Origin of the sequence: Acinetobacter sp. 3657, assembly GCF_031456775.1 — a bacterium.
Taxonomy (GTDB): Bacteria; Pseudomonadota; Gammaproteobacteria; order Pseudomonadales; family Moraxellaceae; genus Acinetobacter.
The window spans coordinates 23,465-43,434 of record NZ_JAVDVH010000018.1 but is presented as its reverse complement, the minus strand read 5'-3'; the positions used below and the strand labels follow the sequence as shown (position 1 = coordinate 43,434).

Genomic DNA, 19,970 nt, shown 5'->3' with positions numbered 1-19,970 from the left:
CGCAAACTGAATGAATTCTTTAGACTTTATTTTTAATTTCGAGCACTTCCTGCCAATTTTAGTTCAAGAATATGGTTTATGGATTTACGCCATTCTATTTCTGATTATTTTTTCTGAAACTGCTTTCGTTTTTATGTTCTTTTTGCCTGGGGATAGTTTACTACTCGCAGTCGGTGCGCTGTGTTCTGTGGTTGAAATTATGCATCTCGGCTATATGATCAGCTTACTTTTTTTTGCTGCTGCGCTCGGCTATATGGTGAATTATCATATTGGTCGCCACTTTGGCGATCGTATCTTCAATACCGAATCGCGCTTTATTAAGCAAGCCTATCTACAGAAAACCAATACCTTCTTTTTAAAGCACGGTGGAAAAACCATTCTGCTTGCTCGCTTCATTCCCTTTGCGCGTTCATTTGCCCCTTTAGCGGCAGGTTCTAGCAACATGAATTACAGCCACTTTGTCATCTATAATATTTTAGGTGCTTTGCTGTGGATCAGTGTCTTAGTCACGGCGGGTTATTTATTTGGCCATGCAATTATTCAAGTCAGCGATTTTGTAGAAAGCTAATTAAGAATAACGTTTCACGTGGAACGTAAAGCAATTAAAAAAAAGGCGACACCCATCTTGGTATCGCCTTTTTTTCGCTCAGGATATGAAAGCTGAGCTAGATCATGAATAACTATTTAATTAAGCATCAATGTCCGCATTGAGTGCATTTTCCTCAATGAATGCTCGACGTGGTTCTACGTCATCACCCATCAAGCAAGAGAACATACGATCTGCTTCAATCATATCATCAATGGTGACTTGCAGCATGTGACGGTTTTCAGGATCCATCGTGGTTTCCCAAAGCTGTTCAGCATTCATCTCACCCAAACCCTTGTAGCGTTGGATCATCATGCCACGACGCGAGTCTTGTAAAATATGCTGCCATACTTGATGGAATGTATTGACCTGAATACGACGCTCGCCTTTTTGTAAGTAAGCACCTTCTTCAAGCAAGGTAAACCAGCTCTTCGAGTTTTTAAGTAAACGCGCATATTCAGCAGAATTTAACAGACCAGCATCCAGTAAATAAGAGGTCGGTAAGTTATGCACATAAACCGTTACACGCGGCCAATAATGTGCTGATTTTTCACCTTGTGCATTTTCACGATCAAACGCTTCAAAGGTAATTTCAGGACGCAAACTTGGTTGCAATTTCACAATTGCACCACGTAATTGCTCAGCCCATGCTTCGACATATTCACGTTCATGCGTGTGATCAATCTTAAATGCATCTAGCTCAAGTAAAGCATCCAATAAACTTGCAGGATAACGCTGGGTTAAACGCAGCAAACTTTTTTGCGATACTTGATAATCAGCAATCACACTTGCCAATGCTGCGCCTGTGATAGCAGGTGCATCTGCGCTGACATGTAATGAAAGTTCATCAATCGCATTGGAGATCAAGAAGGTTTCCAATGCATCATTGTCTTTCATGTACTGCTCATGCTTGCCTTTTTTCAACTTGTACAAAGGCGGCTGTGCAATATAAATATAACCGCGCTCAACCAACTCTGGCATTTGACGGAAGAAGAAGGTCAGCAGCAAGGTACGAATATGTGAACCATCCACGTCCGCATCGGTCATAATAATGATTTTATGATAGCGTAACTTGTCTGGATTATATTCTTCACGCCCAATACCACAGCCCAAAGCCGTGATCAGCGTACCTACTTCCTGACTCGAAATCATCTTGTCAAAACGTGCACGCTCAACGTTTAAAATTTTACCTTTTAACGGTAAGATCGCCTGCATTTTACGGTTACGACCTTGCTTAGCACTACCACCAGCAGAGTCACCCTCGACCAGATAGAGTTCAGAAAGTGCAGGATCTTTTTCCTGACAATCTGCCAATTTACCTGGCAAGCCTGCAATATCAAGTGCGCTCTTGCGACGTGTCATTTCACGTGCTTTACGTGCCGCATCACGCGCACGTGCCGCATCAATAATCTTGCCAGCAATTGATTTCGCTGCTTGAGGATTTTCAAGCAAATAAGCAGAAAATTCCTTGTTCATCGCCTGTTCAACCGCAGGCTTCACTTCACTTGAAACTAATTTTTCTTTGGTTTGCGATGAGAATTTTGGATCAGGAACTTTAACCGAAATGATCGCCGTTAGACCTTCACGGGCATCATCACCAGTGACCGCAACTTTTTCTTTCTTGAGGATATTTTCGCTTTCAAGATACTGGTTTAAACCACGCGTTAAAGCTGCGCGGAAACCAGCAAGGTGCGTACCACCATCTTTTTGTGGAATATTGTTGGTAAAACAACGAACATTTTCCTGATAACTTTCATTCCATTGCAATGCAACTTCCACTGCAATCCCACTATCGGTATCCGTAGTGAAATGGAAAATCTCATTTAAATGGGTTTTGCCTTCATTAATATATTTAACAAACTCAGATAAACCACCTTCGTAATCATAGACGTGTTCAAAGTTGACTCGCTCATCACGCAGTACAATACGTACACCAGCATTTAAGAACGACAACTCTCGTAGACGACGCGCTAAAATTTCAACGCTAAAAATGGTTTGGCTAAACGTCAACTCACTTGGCCAAAAACGAATGACTGTACCGGACTTATCCGTTTCGCCAATTACTTTTAATGGATATTGTGAATCACCATGACAATATTCCTGCTCATGGGTCTGTCCTGCACGATGAATAATCAGATGTAATTTTTTCGACAAAGCATTGACGACGGATACCCCGACCCCATGCAAACCACCCGATACTTTATAGCTATTATCGTCGAATTTACCACCAGCATGCAGAATCGTTAGAATAACTTCGGCAGCGGATATTCCTTCTTCTGGATGGATATCCGTCGGAATACCACGACCATTGTCTGAAACACTGACAGATTCATCTTCATGGATGGTGACGACAATTTCATCACAATGGCCAGCAAGTGCTTCATCGATGGCATTATCCACCACCTCGAACACCATATGGTGCAAACCAGTACCATCGTCAGTGTCACCGATATACATACCAGGACGTTTACGAACTGCGTCTAATCCACGTAATACTTTGATACTAGAGGAATCATAAGCCTTTTCATTTGTTTGTTCTGTTTGAGAGACGGATTGAGACTCTGAACTCATGGTTACTCCCTAGTAAAAATTAATCTATCAAAAAAGATGAGGAAATAAAATTATGGCGCAGCAAGGCTGACTTGACCGTGAACAACATGGAATAATTGAAAAGAAATCGACAAATCATGCAAGTGTTTTAATACCGACGTATGGTCTAAGGTGGTCATAAAAACTTGACTCCCCAACTGACTCAATCGCTCAATTAAACGTTGTTGTGCAGCTAAATCCAACTCTGCTGTCAGATCATCTAATAATACCACAGTTTCCTTATTACTCGCATGTAGCATTGCAATTTGTGACAGTTTTAATGCCATGATTAACAACTTTTTTTGTCCACGCGATAACACATGAACAGCATCGCTGCGCAAGGCATCGCCTCCTGTTTTTAAGCGTAAATCTGCACGATGCGGACCATACTCAGTATAGCGTCGCTCAAGGTCTCGGTGATGTTGAGAAATCAGATCTTCCATCAAACCTTGCTCGGTATGAAAACCAGCACTGTACTCAAGTTCGATCTGAACATCAGGCAACAGTTGCTGTAGATCTTCTTTAAAAAATTGATTCCATTGCTCAATAATACCTACCCGTTGTGAGTGCAAAATCTCACCATAATCGCTCAGCATTTTATTCCATGGCTCTAAATCAGCCAAAGTTAAATTACGCCGTGTCTTTAGCAAGCTATTCCGCTGTTTTAATGCACGCGAGTAATATTGCCATGCAAAATAAAACTCAGGTTCCACGTGGAACATCAGCCAATCTAACAGCTGTCGCCGTGGTTTCGCCCCATGGTCAATAATATCGGTACTTTGTGGATCAATATGCTGCAAAGGCAATAGTTTTGCCAACTGTCCTTGCGTGGCAATGGTGTCACCATTGACCTTGATCAGTTGCTCACCAGAAGCCAGCTTTTGCATCCCAATCCGCTCATTGATTGATTGAGCAAATACGATTGAGTCAGCCGCTTCATACTGAATATAGTGCTTAGGAATGTGGGTGCGAAATGACCGTCCTGTGGCCAATAAGTGAATTGCTTCTAAAATAGAGGTTTTACCAGAGCCATTTGCCCCGTAAAAAATATTAAACGGTTGCAACTCATTCAGTGCAACCGCTTTTAAATTCCGTACACGTTCGATATTTAAACGCGTGATTTGCATGATTTAAAACTCAAATGATCAATGCAAATTAAACTCGCATTGGCATTACAACATAAGTTTGATCTGGGTGTGCTGGATCTTGTACAAGAACAGACTGATTCGCTTCAGTCATAGTCATCTTGACATCATCACCATCCAATACACTGAGAACTTCGAGAATATATTGTGCATTAAATGACATTTCCAAAGGTACATCCTGATATTGAATGGCGATATCTTCTACCGCTTCATCTTGTTCAGGATTGTTGGCACGCAACTGCAATGAGTCTTGATTAAAGTTCAAGAACACACCACGTAATTTTTCATTACTTAAAATCGCCACACGTTGCAATGATTGTTTAAACACGTCTTGTCCAATAAATACGTGTTTGTCACCACCACGAGGAATCACACGGCGATAATCCGGGAACTTACCATCAATCAATTTGGTGGTAAAACGGACAATAATATCGCCCTGCTCTTTATCTCGACTCGGCGTATTAATGGTGACATTGAGTAATTCACGTCCAATCAACAACGTCAGTTGTTCATCTTCAATACTGAGTAAACGTTGCAACTCACCTACGGCTTTACGCGGCACAATCGCCTGAATCGGTGAAGATGCGGTTGACGATGCCAACACTTCACACAAAGCTAAACGATGCCCATCTGTTGTTACGGTACGTAATTGATTTTGATCAATTTCAAGTAAAGTTCCTGTTAGATAAAAACGAACATCTTGCACCGCCATCGCAAAGGCTGTTTTTTCAAAAAGACGTTTTAATTCGCGTTGGGTGACTTGCACTTGCGTGCCTTGACTATTTTCAGTGGTGAGCAGTGGATAATCTTCAGCAGGAAGCGTTCCCAAAACAAAACGACTATTTCCCGATTTTAAAATACAGCGTTGATCTTCGGTAATTTGTAGATCAATCAGTGCTGCGCTCGGAAGTGACTTACAAATCTCGACCAGTTTACGTGCTGGAACAGTCGTTTCCCCTGCTTCTAAACAAGCGCCTTCCGCCAGTGTGGTACTCGCCACCAATTCAACTTCTAGATCTGAGCCAATAATGGTTAAGGCATGTTGCGTGGTTTGAATTTTGACATTTGAAAGAATATTCAAGGTATGACGGCGTTCAACAGCTCCTACCACATGTGATAAAACATTGAGTAAACTTTCTTTAGCGATTTTCAAACGCACGATTTTATTCCTCTTACAACAGAAGCCGATATGAATGTTAGCAGTGTACTATGCTGCACTTAAAAGCAGTTTGCAACTCTGAAAGTAGGGTCTATTGTCATTAAACCCGCGATTAACTTTGTAATAGACGCATTAAGTTTTTATAGTCTTCATTAAAAATTGGATCTTCTTGACGTAGGCTATTCACTTTTTCACAGGCATGCATCACCGTACTATGATCACGACCACCGAAAGCCATTCCAATTTCAGGAAAGCTATCGCCTGTCAGTTCGCGCGCTAAGCCCATCGCCAACTGACGAGGGCGCGCATAAATACGCGTCCGTTTTGGTCCAACCAATTCTTTTAATGGAATACGGAAATATTCACTCACGACGCGTTGGATATTTTCGACACTAATGGTCCGTGCTCGAATTGCCAACACATCTTTTAAAGATTCACGCACCACATCTAAATCAATGACGGTACCTTTAAAACGTGAAATTGCCACCACTTTATTCAATGCACCTTCCAGCTCACGCACGTTGGCAACAACTTGTTGAGCAATAAACAAAGCACAGTTTCTTGGTAAATCAACACCACTATTTTCAGCTTTTTTCAGTAAAATTTCGATACGCGTTTCAATATCAGGCGGCTCGACACCAACCGATAATCCCCAAGAAAAACGAGAAACCAAACGTGGATCCAATTCGGTTAACTCTTTTGGATAGCGATCAGAAGTCAAAATAATTTGCTTAGACTCATCGAGCAAGGCATTGAAGGTATAGAAGAATTCAACCAAACTCGCTTCTTTACCCGCCAATAAATGAATATCATCGACCAACAATAAATCTAAAGAACGACAATTTTTCTTAAATTCTTCAACTTTGCCTTTTTGCAAAGAACTCACAAAGTCTTGTACAAAACTTTCAGAGGTCATGTACATGACACGTGCATTGGGTTTTGCTTGCAATAATGCGTTGCCAACGGCTTGCATCAAATGCGTTTTACCCAAACCCGTAGGACCATATAAAAATAGAGGATTGTGCTGTGAAGCACCTAATTGCGTGAGTACTTTACGACAGGTTTCTGCCGCCATCTGGTTAGAGCGCCCCTCAACAAATAGTGAGAAGCTAAACAACGGATTTAATTGTCTTTTCTTCGCTATTTTGGTTGGGTTTTGACTCGGTTGGGCTAAATCAGATTCTTTTTTGATTTTAATAGGTGTGGGTTGGCTGCTTAACGCGGCTGTCGTGGTGGCAGGTTGTTCACGTTGTTCACTCGAAGACAAAATGGTCCCTGGACGCGAATCAACTAAAATCTCGACCTGACGTATCCGCCCTTCAGACAATTGTTCTGCCAGTATTGAAATCAGCTCTAAATGATTGTCTTGAATATAACGCGTCCAATAAGGGTTCGGCGCATATAAACGCATTACATCATCAACTTCTTCAGCAACCAAGGGACGAATCCACATCGCAAAGACGTTATCAGATAGCTCTTGTCGCAAGCGAGTTAAGCAGTCCGTCCAGAGCATGTGCATCCCCTATATATCCATTTTAAATTTAAAAAAACAAAAACCGCCCCTTCACTTTTCAAAGGGGTCGCCATTCTAACCAAGTTATCCACATCTGTCAGGCACATTCAGGCGAGTTTCGCTGAAAAAAAAAGCATTCGTGAATTAAATTCAAATTTAAACCGATTGTGCATAACTTTTAGCACATCCTGTGGATAGTTTTAAGTCTAAAGTTATCCACAATGTATAAAATCAATAGAAACATGGTTATCCACAGAGTAACTTTATGTTTGTCTTAAGAAATACTCGACTTTCCACAGAAAAAAGCCTTACTAATAATAATAAACTTAAATTTTAAAATTTGAATTTACTTATAAGGATCACTGCAAATGTGGATAACTGAGCATATCGAAATTTAAATTCAAAATCCAAGGTTTAAATTTAAAACAGCAATTGAAGTGTGTATAAGCTTGTCGATAAGCTGTGAATATAACGCAATACTGATATAATTTAAATAGATAGCTTGTGTATGTTTTTTGTTTTCGATGTTTTTGTATAAAATTAGAATTGTTCGCTTTATGCCAAACAATAAAAACAATATGTAAAGTTTTAGCTTTTTGATTGACAGCGGACCCTTTGCCCCATAAAATCGCGGACCTTACAGAAAGATCAATTTTGGGAGTTTCAATATGAAACGTACTTTCCAACCATCTGAATTAAAGCGCAAGCGTGTTCATGGTTTCCGTGCTCGTATGGCAACTAAAGCTGGTCGTCAAGTTTTAGCTCGTCGTCGTGCAAAAGGTCGTCATAGCTTAACTGTTTAATACTGTTAAGCTGACCAGATTTGGGTGATGTCACTTTACAGTTTTAGCACTGAATTCCGTATTCGTTGTGCTGCAGATTATAAAAGTGTGTTTGATGGTGCGCTTTTTAAAGTGCATCAGCCCCATTTCCTTTTTTTAGCAAAATTAACCGAACAGCCGAATAGCCGTTTGGGTATTGTCGTTGCTAAAAAAAAGGTACGTCGCGCACATGAGCGAAATAGAATAAAACGCCTTGCTCGGGAGAGCTTTCGTTTACATCAAGCTCAATTTAATGCTGATATCGATATTGTCGTGATGCCTAAAGTAGGTATAGAAGCAATTTCAAATCAAGAATTACATCAACAATTAGATTTAGCTTGGCAAAAATTACAGCGTTTAGCTAAAAAGCATTCCAAAGTCGTTGTAACACCTCTCCAAAATTAGAGATCTCCAATGGTACGTTTACTGCATTGGTTGATAAGATGCTACCAAATCGCAATTAGTCCATTATTGGGGCCGCGTTGCCGCTATATTCCAACTTGCTCTCAATATGCAATTGAAGCTTTACAGACCCATGGTGCTGTAAAAGGTGTATGGCTATCGACCAAGCGCGTTTGCCGTTGTCATCCTTGGGGTGGTTCAGGTTATGATCCCGTGCCACGCAAAGCACTTCGTTTCATTTCGTTTCATCAAATAGATTCTCAAATGCATCACGTTGCTGTACCCTTTCGTGATCGTTTATTTAAGCAAAATTTCTCTAATCATTTGGGATATTAGATATGCAACAATGGGCCAGATTTGCAATTCTTGGAGCCATGTTTGTTACCGCATATTTGCTTATTTTGGCTTGGCAAAAAGATTATGGTCATGCTGCAACAGCACCGCAACAACAAGCGGCTGTTGTCACCACGCATGAAGTATCTGCAGATTTGCCAAATGCTCAAAATGCAACCGCGGCTTCAGACTTGCCACAAGCAAATGTGACTGCATCACAAGCCACAGAAAGTCCTTCTGTGAGTCAGCAACTGATTTCAGTACAGACCGACCTTTACCATCTTTGGATCAATCCTAAAGGTGGCGATATTGTTCGTATTGAGCTATTAAGCCACGATCAAAGCAAAAACGGTGATCAGCCGTTTGTGATGCTTGAAAATGATGCGAACCGTACTTACGTCGCTCAATCTGGTTTAATTGGTTTAAACGGACCGGACAGTAGCCGTAGCGGTCGTCCAATGTATGATGTTGAAAAAACAACTTATACCTTGGCAGATGCGAAAAGTGTGGCGACCAAAGACGGAGCAACTAGTCAAGTCTTGACGGTTCCATTGGTCTTTAAAACGCCTGAAGGCGTTGAAGTGATTAAGACCTTCACTTTTAGCCAAGGTGAGTATCCGATTACGGTTAAACACCAAGTCATCAACCGCAGTCAGCAAAACTGGCAAGGTCAGATGTTTGGTCAATTAAAGCGTGATAATTCTGATGATCCAGGCAAATCTGACCAAGGGATTTTCACTTTAGGGACTTTCTTGGGTGGCGCATGGGGTACACCTGAAGCAAATTATAATAAGTTAAAGTTTGCTAATTTCTCTGATGAGAAATTGAGTCTTGATGCGAAAGATGCTTGGGTTGCGATGGTGCAACACTATTTTGTCAGTGCTTGGATTCCAGGTCATTTAAAGCTGACTCAAGCAGATGGTCAACCTTATGTTGCTAAGCTAGAATCACGTCAGTCTGCTGATAAGATGAATATTATTGGTTTCACTTCTCCAGTGATTAATGTACCTGCAGGTACATCAATGGAAGTGGATGCTAAATTTTATTCTGGCCCAAAAATCCAATCTGAGTTGAAAGATCTTGCTGTTGGTTTAAATCAAACAGTGGACTATGGTTGGTTATGGCCAATTGCTAAATTATTGTTCTTAGGCTTACAGTTCTTCCATAACATCGTAGGTAACTGGGGTTGGTCAATTATCTTATTGACGATCTTGGTGAAATTGATTTTATGGCCACTTTCTTCGAAAAGTTATCGCTCTATGGCGAAAATGCGTGTGATTGCACCTGAAATGCAACGCATGAAAGAAGAGTTTGGCGAAGATCGTATGCGTTTTTCGCAAGAAATGATGGCGTTGTATAAGCGCGAGCAAGTCAATCCATTGTCTGGATGTTTGCCGTTATTGCTGCAAATGCCAATTTTCTTAGCTTTGTATTGGGTCTTGATGGAATCAGTTGAACTCCGTCATGCGCCATGGTTGGCTTGGATTCAAGATTTATCTGCGATGGATCCTTGGTTTATTTTGCCGTTGATCATGGGGGTTACCATGTACGTGCAGCAAATGTTAAACCCACAACCGACTGATCCAATGCAGGCTAAAGTATTCCGTATCATGCCAATCATGTTTACGGTCTTCATGTTGTTCTTCCCTGCAGGTTTAGTGCTGTACTGGATCGTCAACAACAGTATTACGATCCTACAACAGTCATTTATCAATAAAAGCGTAGAGAAAGATCGTCTTAACAAGGTTGAGACAACCTCTTAATCTTGAACTTTTACTGAATAAATCCGCTTAAGATGGTAATCTTAAGCGGATTTTTTTGGCTGAATATTAGGGTTGTTAGGTGAATAATATGCAACATCAAACCACAATTACTGCGATCGCTACACCTTTAGGTCGTGGTGGTGTGGGGGTGATTCGTCTGTCTGGACCGAAAGCCTATGTGATTGCCGAACAACTTACACAAAAAACATTACCTGCTGCACGTATGGCTGGCTTTCGCAAGTTTTATGATGCGGATGGTTCAGTGATGGATGAAGGCATTATCTTGTGTTTTCCAAATCCGCATTCTTTTACAGGGGAGGATGTGGTTGAAATCCAAGGACATGGTGGTCCTGTGATTCAAAATGCATTGCTGGCACGCTTACTTGATTTAGGTGCAATTGCAGCCAAAGCCGGTGAGTTTTCTATGCGCGCCTTTGAAAATGGCAAAATGGATTTGGTTCAAGCTGAAGCGATTGCTGATTTGATTGATGCCACGTCTCAAGCGGCAGCACGTTCAGCAGTACGATCATTACAGGGTGCATTTTCAACCAAAATTAATACCGTTTTAGAAAAACTCATTCACTTACGGTTGCATGTTGAAGCTGCAATTGATTTCCCTGAAGAAGAAATTGATTTCTTGGCGGATGGTAAAATTTTAGCGTTATTGGATGATGTGCAAAGTTCTGTTCATGCAGTTCAGCAATCTGCGCGTCAAGGGCAGCTGTTACGTGAAGGTTTACAGGTGGTGATCGCTGGTAAACCGAATGCAGGTAAATCGAGTCTGTTGAATGCATTGGCGGGGCATGAGCGTGCCATTGTGACTGATATTGCAGGAACAACCCGTGATGTGTTGCATGAAAAGATCAGTTTGAATGGTTTACCGATGACCTTGACCGATACCGCTGGTTTACGTGAAACAGGTGATATTGTGGAACAAGAAGGCATTCGTCGTGCCATCAAAGAGATTGAGCAAGCGGATTTATTGCTGTTGGTGTATGACTTAAATCAAGGTGATGAACCGTTGCAATTGGCGCGTGAATATTTTGCTGACCATCTTGAACCGAAACGATTACTTTTGATCGGCAACAAGTGCGACTTAACGGGGCAACGTGCTGAATTAAGCGATTATCAAGGTTTCCGCCATATCTGTGTTTCTGCCAAGCAAGAAATGGGCGTTCAGGCGCTCATAGATGCGATCACAGCGCATGCAGGCTTCCAGCCAGAAGAAGATACCTTTATTGCTCGAACACGCCATTTAGATGCAATGAAGCGTACTCAGCGTTATTTGGCTGAAGCCCGTGAGCAACTGGTGGTGTTTAATGCGGGTGAGTTGGTGGCTGAGTCGTTACGATTAGCTCAAAATGCCCTCGGTGAAATCACCGGTGATTTTAGTGCCGATGATTTATTGGGTAAGATCTTTGGTTCATTCTGTATTGGGAAGTGATACCTTCGCATCAGATTTATCGGACTTGAGTCTAATCAATTGAGATAAGACTCAAGACGCTAATGATAAAGCTCAGGACGCTATTAGGTCTGCGTAGCGAATTGGACTTGCCATGTGGCTTGATCGATACGGCTCAAGTGTTCAATACGGTGTTCATCAACGAGCTCGATATACTGTAGGTCAGTGCTGTGGTCATAGCGAAAACCACATTTTTCCTGGGCGATTTTAGATTGTATATTGCCATCAAAGTAGCCACACCAAAGTTGAGTTAAGTGAATATCTTGAAAAGCGTAACGCATAACTTCATGGATAGCTTCTGGTATAAATCCCTTACCCCAATGGGGTACTCCAATCCAATAAGCGAGCTCACCTTCTTGATCAGATAAGTCAAAATTACTGTTCTCGCCGATTAATAAACCGATGCAACCAACAACTTGTTTAGTTTCCTTAAGTTCAATAGCAAAGACGTGGTCTTGCTGAAATACATTTTTGATGATTTCAGCACTCTCTTCCATATTTTGGTGTACTGGCCAACCAGCGATGGGGCCGACACGTGGGTCTTTAGCGTATAAATATAAGTCTTCAGAGTCCGTTAGTTGCCAAGCGCGTAGAACAAGACGTTCCGTAGTTAATGTTTGTGACATAGGTCAATATTCTCAATAAAATGATGATCCAATCAAATATGGATCACTACCCTGTGGTGGGGGATATTTTAGGTTTTGGTTTTACATTGGAGTGAGAGCAAAAACTTGGTATGTTCGGTAATTATGAAAACAAAATTATATTTTTAGCAGCTAAATAAGAGATAATCCGTCAATATGGAAAGTAATATAGAGACGATCCTACAGCAGATGATGCACGATCATGCGCCGATCGTCATAGGAAAAAGTGATTTTCAGGAAAGCCTTGGTTATCCATTGCCTTTAAGTTATTTGGTGATTTTGATTTGTCATAAAGGTAGCGCACTGATCAATATCAATATGCAAACTTATACTGTGAAGATAGATGATGTTTTGGTGTTATCTGATGATTCCTTTGCATTAGTCCTAAAAAAGTCGAGACAGTTTGAGGTCACATACTGTTTTATTGATCGTAGTTTGGCTGCTGATATTGCTTTCCAGTTACCTCATCAGTTATTTTCATTTTTAAATGATGTACCACGTTTACGTCTCGATCAAGACCATCATGTCTGGTTAAGTCTGTGGCTAAAGCAATGTAACTTGATTAATCAGGAAGCTCATGCTTACCGTATGTTGATGCTAAAAAATCACTTGCAGAACTTTTTTCTAAAAATTACAGCCGACATGCCTACTGCTTTACAACGCAAAGCACAGCAGTTTAGCCGTCAGGAGCAGCTTTGTTGGCGGTTTTGGAAATTACTACAACATCAGAGTAAGCAACATCGTAGTGTCAGTTACTATGCAGGACAGTTAGCAATTACGCCATTTTATCTTTCACAAATCTGCAAGGCTGTATTTAATGATTCACCTAAAGATTTAATTTATCGTCAGGTAATTTTAGAGATAAAGGTTCTACTCAGCACGACTAACAATAGTATTGAAAGTATTGCTAGTGAGATGAATTTTGTTGATCCATCTTATTTAAATCGCTTTTTTAAGTGTCAAACAGGTTTATCCCTGAGTCAATACCGTAAGCAGCAAGGAATATGATGTTGTACCAAAGATTCAGAAGGACAGAAAATAAAATGTAATAAAACTTGAATACCACTTTGAAGCAGATGTTCCACGTGAAACATCGCGAGAATTGGTTTGATTTTGGTTGCGACTCAGTAAGTCGAGCTGTTTAGCTATGAGAGACGGATTACAATAGCTGCTGATTTTTGATTCGAGTATCAGTCATGTTAAAAAAAATTGGGATATTCTCATTATTGAGCTGTGTTTCTGCTCTGAGTTTAGCCAATGTGGAAACGCTCAAAAGTAATTTAAATAAAAACTATCCCAATATCCAAGTGACCAATATTCAAAGCACTGAAATGGCAGGTTTATACAGTGCAAGTCTGGATAATCAAATCATATATCTCGATGACAATGCAGAGCATATGTTTATTGGATCAATGGTGCGCTTAAAAGATCAGAAAAATCTCACCAAGGATTTAGTATTAAAGCAAAATTCAATTGATTGGAAACAACTTCCCTTACAGGATGCGATCAAAACGGTCAAAGGCAATGGCAAACGTCAGCTCGCTATTTTTTCAGACCCAAACTGTCCGTACTGCAAGCAATTAGAAGCTGAATTAGACAAGCTCAATGATGTGACGATTTATACCTTTATCTATGCTTTAAAACCGCAATCTATCGCTGTTTCTAAGCAAGTTTGGTGTGATGCAAATCCATCGTACGCATGGAAAAATTTACTGCAAAAGAATGTTCAACCTAAAGCCAAAACCTGTGCCAATCCGATAGAGCGAAATCTAGAGTTAGGACGTAAGTTGGGTGTGAGTGGTACACCAACTTTAATCTTCTCAAATGGTTTGAAAATGGTCGGTGGACGTAGTGCTGAAGATATTCAAATGATTTGGAAGGAATTAGGACTATAAAAAATAATACGCCCAATTCATTATTTTGGATGAATTGGGCGTGATCCAACGATTTTAACTTTTCTTGGTGGCGAGGTTATAAACAAATAAAATAATCACTGCACCGATCACGGATGCAATAAATCCTGCTGCTGAATTTTCCCCGTATAAACCGAGTAATCGCCCCCCATAGGTCGCCAATAAAGAACCCGCAATACCGAGTAAAGTGGTGACGATAAAACCTGCTTTATCATCCCCTGGATGTAGGGCTCTGGCGATTAGACCTGCAAAAAAACCTACGACAATTGCAACAATCAGCGTCCACATTGTTTTTCTCCTTGTTTCATAAAGCGATTTATTTTTTTATCCTGCTAGATCAAGCGCGTGCTGTCTGTAGTAGATTGCTTATTTATGTCGTATTTTTGTGCAAGATTTAGCGGTCTCTGATGAATATAGTTATAAAAAAGGCGCTTAATAGCGCCTTAACTTATCGTTTAAAGACCAATCTCACCAATAAAAGGCAAATGACGATATTTCTGATCGAAATCGAGACCATAACCGACAATAAAGCGATCTTCGACTTCAAAACCTAAGAATTTTACGTCTAAATCAATCTCACGGCGTGATGGTTTGCTCACTAGGGTACACAGTTCAATTGAATTTGGTTTACGCGTTTGCAGCATTTGCATCACTTTGTTGAGGGTATTACCTGAGTCAATAATATCTTCAACCACCAATACATCTTTACCGTGAATTTCGCCATCCAAGTCCTTTAGGATTTTGACATCACGGCTAGAGGTTGTACCACCGCCATAGCTAGAAACAGTCATGAAATCGAGTTCGTGGGGTTTTTCTATAGCACGGCATAAGTCTGCCATGAAGATGACTGAACCGCGCAGTAAACCAATTAATACCAGTTCTTTATCACTTTGAGCATAGTGTGCATTGATTTTTTCGCCAAGCTCTTTCACTTTGGCTTGAATCTCTTCACTTGAAATCATAATGCGCATTGCAATGGTCATCGGCAGATTCCTAAAACATTAAATATGGGAAAATAAAAAAGGTGTTGACCTGCAACACCTCGAAAATTTGAGCGAATGGGAGAATTTTAAAACAAAATCAGCTTTCATGCATCTTTTGATGATGAATATCTGCCATTTTGCCGAGAAGTGCTATCTCGTTTCAGCAAGATTGCAGTTCCAATCGCCAACAATATCAAACCAAGTTTTCGTTTGTTTGAGGCTTTAGTTTTGGCTATAGGCTTTTTGTCCATAGATATAAGTGGCCTCAATATTGCGGTCATCGCCCATGGTAAACAGTGCAAATAAGCTGTCATCAATGGATTTTGACCGTGACTGACGCAGTTGTTGTAAAGCGGTTGCTTGCAGATTTAGCACCACAAAATCCGCTTCTTTGCCGACATTGAAGTTCCCTAATTTATCATCCAAATCGAGTGCTTTTGCTCCACCCAAAGTGGCATGATATAGCGATTCAAAAGCGGAGAGTTTGTCGCCTTGTAACTGTTGTACTTTGTAGGCTTCATTGACCGTTTGCAATAAGCTAAATGAAGTCCCCGCCCCGACATCAGTGCCTAAACCAACTTTGACTTGTTGATCCCATGTTTTTTTCAATGGAAATAATCCGCTGCCTAAAAACAGGTTTGAGGTTGGGCAGAAAGCAATTGCGGAGTCTGTGTCATGCATGCATTGCCATTCTGTATCTTCTAAGTGAACACAATGCGCGAATACCGAACGCTGACCTGTTAGACCATAATGATGATAGACATCGAGATAGCCATTTTGCGCTGGGAATAAATCTTTGACCCATGCAATCTCATCTTTATTTTCACTTAAATGCGTATGCACATAGACATCAGGAAACTCTGCTTTAAGTTGTCCTGCTTTTTCTAATTGTTCTGGTGTAGAGGTGGGCGCAAAACGCGGAGTGATCGCATACAAGGCACGACCCTGACCATGCCACTTCTGAATCAGTGCTTTAGAATCGTCATAGGCGCTCTCTGCTGTATCACAAAGGGCTTCAGGTGCATGACGGTCCATCATTACCTTACCTGCAATTAAACGCATCTGGTGCTGTTGTGCGGCTTCAAATAAGGCATCAACTGATTCAGGATGGACGGTACAGAACACCAATGCGGTGGTAGTACCGTTTTTGAGCAGTTCATTGACAAAGAATGCGGCAATTTCTTGCGCATAAGCAGGGTCTTTAAATTGGATTTCGGTTGGGAAAGTATAGGTATTTAACCAACTGAGGAGTTGTTCGCCGTATGCACCGACCATTTCTGTTTGTGGAAAATGGATGTGGGTGTCAATCATCCCCGGAATGATCAATTGCTCAGGATAATGCTGAATGTCAACGTTTGTAGGAAGGTGGTCTTGGGCTTCATTCCAAGCGCCAAACCAGCGAATTTTGCCATTTTCGGTGATGAGTACGCCATCTTCGATATAACGCACTTGATCGGCGATTTCTGCTGCTTGGGAAACGGTTTTTTGAATATCTAAGAAGCGACCACGAACAACCGTGATCTGAGTAGCCAACGTCATAACAACCTACAGTTTTACTTTTTTCGGTTGATTGTACCTGATTTTGCCCAAGTTACTGGAATATTCGCCTAAATTAAGCGGCTAAAAAGTGTATAAATGTGAGTAATCTTTTGAGTCAATTCACTCTACTTTTGGGTGAATATGGGGAAGCTGTTTGGATAATTTAAGGATTTAAACAACAATGACACTGTATCAAATACACCATCGAAAAATTCTTTTCGATTTGATCCTAAATACCCCCGAACTCTATGCAATGTTAAAACAACTTGCACGGATCGAACCACGTGCATATTTAAGTGCAGGTGTGATTCGCAATACAGTTTGGGCATTTTTGCATGGTCAGACTTTTGATTTAAAAGATAGCGAAATTGACGTGATTTATTATGATGGGCAGGAACGCAATAACGATGTACATCAGCGATTAAAACAAAAATTAGAAGACTTATTCCCTCAGCAGCAATGGGATGTGGTGAATCAAGCTTTGGTGCATACATGGTATCGCAAGGAACGTGGCGAACAAATTCAGCCCTTAGCATCCATCGAACATGCTTTATCGTTATGGCCTGAAACGGCAACCGCTATCGCGCTTCGTTTGAACTCATCTGGAGAGCTGGAGCTGATTGCACCATTTGGTTTACAAGATTTATTTGAATTACGACTCTGTTGGAATCCTGCACTGGTCAGCTATACCACCTTCAAAAATCGTGTTGAGTCTAAAAAATGGTTGCAACAATGGCCTAAATTAAAATGGGTTGATCCAATGGAAACACATGATGCTTAAATGGAAAAAAGGGACTTGATTGAAGTCCCTTTTTTCATGTTCAGCGTATTATTGCGCTTGACGCTTATTGTGACGTAACGATAAATACGCCGTAATACTTAATACTATGATGATAAAACCGAGTGAGATCCAAATCGGCATGTGGAACACATCCAGCAACAGCATTTTTGTCCCAATGAACAACAAGATAATGCCCAAGCCATAAGGTAAATAATGTAATTTCGTTGCAGCACCTGCCAGTAAAAAGAACATCGCACGTAAGCCTAAAATCGCCATTAAGTTTGCTGTGAGGACAATAAATGGGTCAGTGGTCACGGCGAATATTGCAGGAATCGAATCCACCGCAAAAATAACATCGGACGCTTCTACCAATACCAACACCAAAAATAACGGCGTCGCCCACAAAAGTCCGTTTTGACGAACAAAGAATTTGTTACCTTCAAGTTGAGGGGTGATCCGGAGGTGTTTGCGTAACCATTTGAGTAAAATATTGTCTTCAATATTGCTTTCTTGCTCTTGTCCTTTCAGGAATTTAAAGCCTGTATACACAAGGAATGCGCCGAAAATATACAGTACCCAAGAGAACTCTTGAACGAACCAAGCACCGATGAAAATGAAGATCGTTCTCAGCACAATCGCACCGAGCACACCATAGAGCAAAATTTTGCGTTGTAAGGCTGGTGGGATGGCGAACGCGGCAAAAATCATCAACCAAACGAAGACATTATCAATCGCCAATGATTTCTCAAGCAGATAACCTGCGAAGTACTCCATGGTTTTTTGATTGGCGATATTTGTCCCGATGGTTTGCTGTAAATACAGCCATAGACCTCCACCAAATAGGATGGCCGCAGTAACCCACGCCACACTCCAATAAGCGGCTTGCCGAATCGGCACGTCTTGGTTTTGTTTCTGTTTAAAGCCTAAAAAATCGATCAATAGCATCACAGTGACGATGCCAAAGAATACAAGATACAACCATAAGTTGCCGATAGATTCCATTACCACTCCTGATCTGGCAAATGGAAGCGGCATAAAAAAACCTTGACCAGTTGCCAGATGAATTAAAAAAAACATCTGTTTCAACATGATCAAGGTCTTGCCTACATCATCCTTGGGGATGATGCTCAGAGTCCGACTTTTTGCAAAGTGTAATGACGGAACTCTGACACCGAAGCATTTTAATTTCAGTGCTTCGGTTTGAAGGAGGCTACTCCCCTTGTCAAACGAATTTCGTATGGATGGTGACATCCAAATCTGCGCGTAGCATTACATATTTTTAGATGTACCGCAAATGATTGTGTGCAAGGCTCGAATCGCCGATATCCTCCACCTCTGTGGCTTGTGTGCATAGTGCTTATGAGCTTAATTAAAAATTTTTAAGATCTCTTGACGTAAAAACTGATGACGTGGATTTTGTTTCACATGGTCATGCCAATACATGCCCATGCTGATTTTTGGCAGTTCGATCGGTAAGGCATGAATATGCAGATTTTCTGCATAATTGAGGTGCTTTAAAATGCTTTGTGGAATGGTCAAAATCGAACTTGGATACTGTGAGAGGACTTGCAAAGCGGTTGAATAATGCTGACAACGCAGAAAAATTTGGCGAGACAGTTGTTGGCGATTGAGATAAATATCCTCCAACAGTATGCCTGTGCGCCGTGAGGAAACCCCGATATGCGGAGAGGATAAATACAGCGATAAATCCATTTCCGCTTGTTGAGTACACACCACAAAGTGATCTTCAATCAGGTTTTCAAATTGTAAATTCGCTTGATAGGGTTGCACTAAATCAATCACAAAATCGATTTGTTGGGCGGATAAATCCGCCAGCATGTTTTTACGATCCAGTTTTGAGCTGAGAAACTGAATATCGAGATTCAACGCTGCAAAGTGATTGACCAATTGTGGAAAAATAATCGGCTCGATTTCATCGTGAATGGCAATTTTAAGGCTTTGTAGCATACTCGGTACAAATGTTTGTTGCGGCATAGCAATACTTTGAATACTCAGCAAAGCGGTTTGAATCGGTTGGTAAATCTGCTCGGCATAAGGTGTCGGTCGCATTTTCTGACCACTACGCACAAACAGTTCATCATTCAATTGCGTGCGTAAGCGTTGTAAGGCATGACTCACTGCGGATTGACTAATACATAGCAGTTGTGCAGCTTTAGAAATGCTTTTTTGTTCAAAAATCGCAATAAAAAGCGGGTATAAATTAATATCAATACGATGGAAATGCCCTACTTCTAAAGGGGTTGTATTATGAATATTGTTCATAGTTCTAAATAAAATAAAATCATTTCATTCATAATAAAATTTCGCTTATGGTGA

At 40.9% G+C, this 19,970-nt stretch carries 18 protein-coding genes and 1 pseudogene; 9 read left to right on the top strand and 10 right to left on the bottom strand.

Features of this window, described 5'->3' with window-relative positions; all coding sequences use genetic code 11:
• Positions 1–10: 10 nt before the first annotated feature.
• Positions 11–568: a VTT domain-containing protein gene (locus J2Y37_RS14740; protein ID WP_005194342.1), complete on the top strand. Its 558-nt coding sequence runs from the start codon at positions 11–13 to the stop codon at positions 566–568.
• Between the two features lie 120 nt (positions 569–688).
• On the opposite strand, the gene gyrB is transcribed toward J2Y37_RS14740, so the two are convergent.
• The 4 genes from gyrB to dnaA form a co-directional block, all read right to left on the bottom strand.
• Positions 689–3,157, bottom strand: coding sequence for a DNA topoisomerase (ATP-hydrolyzing) subunit B (gene gyrB, locus J2Y37_RS14735; RefSeq protein ID WP_005194344.1), 2,469 nt, complete (start codon positions 3,155–3,157; stop codon positions 689–691).
• Positions 3,158–3,207: 50 nt separating this feature from the next.
• The gene (gene recF / locus J2Y37_RS14730) at positions 3,208–4,302 is read right to left on the bottom strand and encodes a DNA replication/repair protein RecF (protein ID WP_349033293.1); all 1,095 of its coding nucleotides are present in this window, start codon (positions 4,300–4,302) and stop codon (positions 3,208–3,210) included.
• A 28-nt stretch (positions 4,303–4,330) separates the two neighbouring features.
• A complete protein-coding gene (gene dnaN / locus J2Y37_RS14725; RefSeq protein ID WP_121930795.1) occupies positions 4,331–5,479 on the bottom strand; it encodes a DNA polymerase III subunit beta in 1,149 nt (382 codons plus the stop codon).
• Positions 5,480–5,591: 112 nt separating this feature from the next.
• On the bottom strand, positions 5,592–6,992 hold the full coding sequence (dnaA, locus tag J2Y37_RS14720) for a chromosomal replication initiator protein DnaA (RefSeq protein ID WP_004672259.1): 1,401 nt from the start codon (positions 6,990–6,992) through the stop codon (positions 5,592–5,594).
• Positions 6,993–7,660: 668 nt separating this feature from the next.
• On the opposite strand from dnaA, the gene rpmH reads away from it, so the two are divergent.
• The 5 genes and pseudogenes from rpmH to mnmE all read left to right on the top strand — a co-directional run bounded on the left by rpmH (position 7,661) and on the right by mnmE (position 11,755).
• The gene (rpmH, locus tag J2Y37_RS14715) at positions 7,661–7,795 is read left to right on the top strand and encodes a 50S ribosomal protein L34 (RefSeq protein WP_000831329.1); all 135 of its coding nucleotides are present in this window, start codon (positions 7,661–7,663) and stop codon (positions 7,793–7,795) included.
• Between the two features lie 27 nt (positions 7,796–7,822).
• Positions 7,823–8,218 carry a ribonuclease P protein component gene (gene rnpA, locus J2Y37_RS14710; protein WP_004672256.1) on the top strand — a complete coding sequence of 132 codons (396 nt, stop codon included), beginning with the start codon at positions 7,823–7,825 and terminating at the stop codon, positions 8,216–8,218.
• Between the two features lie 9 nt (positions 8,219–8,227).
• Positions 8,228–8,434, top strand: a pseudogene (gene yidD, locus J2Y37_RS14705) (membrane protein insertion efficiency factor YidD); the annotation flags it as partial.
• Positions 8,435–8,553: 119 nt separating this feature from the next.
• Complete coding sequence (gene yidC / locus J2Y37_RS14700; protein ID WP_004672253.1) at positions 8,554–10,311, top strand: membrane protein insertase YidC; 1,758 nt, start codon at positions 8,554–8,556, stop codon at positions 10,309–10,311.
• 88 nt (positions 10,312–10,399) lie between these two features.
• Entirely contained in the window at positions 10,400–11,755 is a 1,356-nt protein-coding gene (gene mnmE, locus J2Y37_RS14695) for a tRNA uridine-5-carboxymethylaminomethyl(34) synthesis GTPase MnmE (RefSeq protein ID WP_349033292.1), read from the top strand.
• Positions 11,756–11,838: 83 nt separating this feature from the next.
• Here mnmE and J2Y37_RS14690 read toward each other — a convergent pair whose 3' ends face one another.
• Positions 11,839–12,399 carry a GNAT family N-acetyltransferase gene (locus tag J2Y37_RS14690; RefSeq protein ID WP_004672232.1) on the bottom strand — a complete coding sequence of 187 codons (561 nt, stop codon included), beginning with the start codon at positions 12,397–12,399 and terminating at the stop codon, positions 11,839–11,841.
• 174 nt (positions 12,400–12,573) lie between these two features.
• On the opposite strand from J2Y37_RS14690, the gene J2Y37_RS14685 reads away from it, so the two are divergent.
• Together J2Y37_RS14685 and J2Y37_RS14680 are read left to right on the top strand one after the other, a co-directional pair.
• Positions 12,574–13,425, top strand: coding sequence for a helix-turn-helix domain-containing protein (locus J2Y37_RS14685; protein ID WP_349033291.1), 852 nt, complete (start codon positions 12,574–12,576; stop codon positions 13,423–13,425).
• A 188-nt stretch (positions 13,426–13,613) separates the two neighbouring features.
• Entirely contained in the window at positions 13,614–14,312 is a 699-nt protein-coding gene (locus tag J2Y37_RS14680; RefSeq protein ID WP_349033290.1) for a DsbC family protein, read from the top strand.
• Positions 14,313–14,366: 54 nt separating this feature from the next.
• Here the strand turns inward: J2Y37_RS14680 and J2Y37_RS14675 are convergent, their stop codons facing one another.
• From J2Y37_RS14675 to guaD, 3 genes are all read right to left on the bottom strand, one after another.
• Entirely contained in the window at positions 14,367–14,618 is a 252-nt protein-coding gene (locus J2Y37_RS14675; protein ID WP_004672229.1) for a GlsB/YeaQ/YmgE family stress response membrane protein, read from the bottom strand.
• Positions 14,619–14,785: 167 nt separating this feature from the next.
• Positions 14,786–15,313: a hypoxanthine phosphoribosyltransferase gene (hpt, locus tag J2Y37_RS14670; RefSeq protein WP_004672228.1), complete on the bottom strand. Its 528-nt coding sequence runs from the start codon at positions 15,311–15,313 to the stop codon at positions 14,786–14,788.
• 222 nt (positions 15,314–15,535) lie between these two features.
• Positions 15,536–16,852, bottom strand: a complete 1,317-nt coding sequence (guaD, locus tag J2Y37_RS14665; RefSeq protein ID WP_349033289.1) for a guanine deaminase — start codon at positions 16,850–16,852, stop codon at positions 15,536–15,538.
• Between the two features lie 181 nt (positions 16,853–17,033).
• On the opposite strand from guaD, the gene J2Y37_RS14660 reads away from it, so the two are divergent.
• The gene (locus J2Y37_RS14660) at positions 17,034–17,633 is read left to right on the top strand and encodes a nucleotidyltransferase family protein (RefSeq protein WP_349033288.1); all 600 of its coding nucleotides are present in this window, start codon (positions 17,034–17,036) and stop codon (positions 17,631–17,633) included.
• 48 nt (positions 17,634–17,681) lie between these two features.
• Here J2Y37_RS14660 and J2Y37_RS14655 read toward each other — a convergent pair whose 3' ends face one another.
• Both J2Y37_RS14655 and J2Y37_RS14650 read right to left on the bottom strand, forming a co-directional pair.
• Positions 17,682–18,635, bottom strand: coding sequence for a TerC family protein (locus J2Y37_RS14655; protein WP_349033287.1), 954 nt, complete (start codon positions 18,633–18,635; stop codon positions 17,682–17,684).
• A 363-nt stretch (positions 18,636–18,998) separates the two neighbouring features.
• Positions 18,999–19,916 (bottom strand): LysR family transcriptional regulator, encoded by a 918-nt coding sequence (locus J2Y37_RS14650; protein WP_349033286.1) that lies wholly within the window; start codon positions 19,914–19,916, stop codon positions 18,999–19,001.
• Positions 19,917–19,970: the final 54 nt, after the last annotated feature.